This is a genomic window from Haloplanus sp., assembly GCF_028275055.1.
Lineage (GTDB): Archaea > Halobacteriota > Halobacteria > Halobacteriales > Haloferacaceae > Haloplanus.
This window is the reverse complement of sequence record NZ_JAQCNJ010000076.1, coordinates 1-1,916: the sequence shown is the minus strand read 5'-3', so window position 1 is coordinate 1,916 and position 1,916 is coordinate 1. Positions and strand designations below refer to the sequence as shown.

At 65.0% G+C, this 1,916-nt stretch carries 1 protein-coding gene and 1 pseudogene; both read left to right on the top strand.

Going from position 1 to position 1,916, the window contains the following annotated elements; genetic code table 11:
- Nucleotides 1-380 (top strand): annotated as a pseudogene (locus Q0925_RS12445) (hypothetical protein); the annotation flags it as partial.
- The coding region (locus Q0925_RS10005; protein WP_414652106.1) for an LAGLIDADG family homing endonuclease at nucleotides 357-1,916 on the top strand (1,560 nt) is incomplete at its 3' end. The pseudogene Q0925_RS12445 and the gene Q0925_RS10005, both read left to right, overlap by 24 nt.

Below are 1,916 nucleotides of genomic sequence, written 5' to 3'. Positions count from 1 at the left end.
ATGGATCGGAACTCACGACTACGGCGGATCACCCGTTCTTTGTCTGTGAGGATGGCGAGCGCGCCGAACGCTCCGCTGAGGCGATCGATCCTGGCGACGAAGTGTACGTCCCGACCGACGACCGATCGATTTTGCCGGATGGCGGTGTCCGCCCGGACAGCACACCTATCGTGAGTAATATCGCCACCGCAGAACCCCACGATCCTGTTGAGCAGGACGTTACGACGAGAACCGTCGATAGCGTTCGGCGCGTTGCATCCGACGCCGACGGTTGCGTGTACGATCTCACCGTTCAGGGGACGCACAATTTTGTCGCCAACGGAATGGTCGTCCACAACTCCGAGGACCGAAGTGCAATGCACGAAGCACTCGAGCAGCAGTCTTATCACCCGAATTCGGAGGTGCTCCTCTCCGACGGCCGGCGCGTCGAGATCGGGCCGTTCGTGGATTCGATGATGGACGCCCGCGCCGACGAGGTCGTCGACGGCGTCGGCTGCGAAATCCTCCCGGTGGACGAGGTCGGCGTCCATACCGTCGACATCGACGAAAACGAGGTGGAGAAGGTTCCCGTCGACCGGGTCAGCCGCCACGAGGCGCCCGAGGAGTTCGTCCGCGTGTCGTTCTCGAACGGCCGATCGGTGACCGTGACGCCCGAACATCCGATGTTCGTCGACTCCGACGGCGAGGTCGGGACCGTCGACGCCGCCGACCTCTCCGAAGGAGAGTACGTCCCCGCGCCGCGGAAGCTCCCGAACTCCGCGGTACCGGTGTCGCTGGAGGACAAAGCCCACCGCGGCAAGGAGCGCGATATCGACCTTCCGACGGAGATGTCCCCCGACCTGGCGGAGATTCTCGGGCTGCTGACGGCCGAGGGACACTCTTACTCCGGCGGTCGAACGCACGAGATCGGGTTCTCGAACCAGGACGAGCGGCTGCTCGCCCGCGCCGGGCGGCTGATGAACGACGTCTTCGGTCTCGACAGTACCGACGTCGTCAACGCGGCCGGTACGACGACGAAGCGGTGGGTATCGACGAAGCTCTACCGCTGGTTCGAGTCCAACTTCCCTGGGGTGATGCGGAAATCGCCGGAGAAACGGATTCCGGGGGCCCTCCTCGGCGCGTCCGAAGAGGAGATCCGCAGGTTCCTCGTCGGTGCCTTTGCGGGCGATGGGGGCGTCGAGAGCGAGGCGATGTCGTTTTCCACCGCTTGTCACGGACTCGCAGAGGACTACGCGGATGCGCTCCTGAAGCTCGGTATCGCGTCACGCATCCATCACGACAGCGCCGAGGATAGCTGGAAGACGTACGTGATGGGCGACTCGACCGAGCAGTTCGTCGACGCCGTCGTCGACCCGGCCGACGACCGCTACGAGAAGGCACAGGCGTTCGCCGAGCGGAGCAACGCTACCGAACGGCACCACGACGTGCTCCCGCCGAGTGCGGCCGAGGAACTCCGCTCGCTCAAGCGGCTCCTCGGCGTCCCGCTGGACGGGCGATTCCGACCGAACGACGACGAGGGATACGGGGTACAGATCAGCACCGTCCGGGAGGCCGTCGAACCGCTCCGGGATCGGGCGGAAACGGTCCGTTCGGAACTCGACGCCGTGACGATGCTCTCGGAAGCGAGGGACGTTGTCGGGTGGTCCGGAAGACAGCTCGCTGAGCGGCTTCCGGGCATAACCACGAGCGCAGTCCACTATGCCGAGAACGGCGGGTATACCACCCAGGAACGGAATTCAATGCGGACTGCCGCCGTCGACGCGATCATCGACGCGCTCGATACGGCCGAACGGCGACTCGACGACCTCGAATCGCGGTGTGACCTCCGCTACTACCGGGTGACGGAGGTCGAGACCGTCCAGAACGAGGGCGAGGACGCCTGCGAGTGGGTCTACGACGTGACCGTCGAACCGACG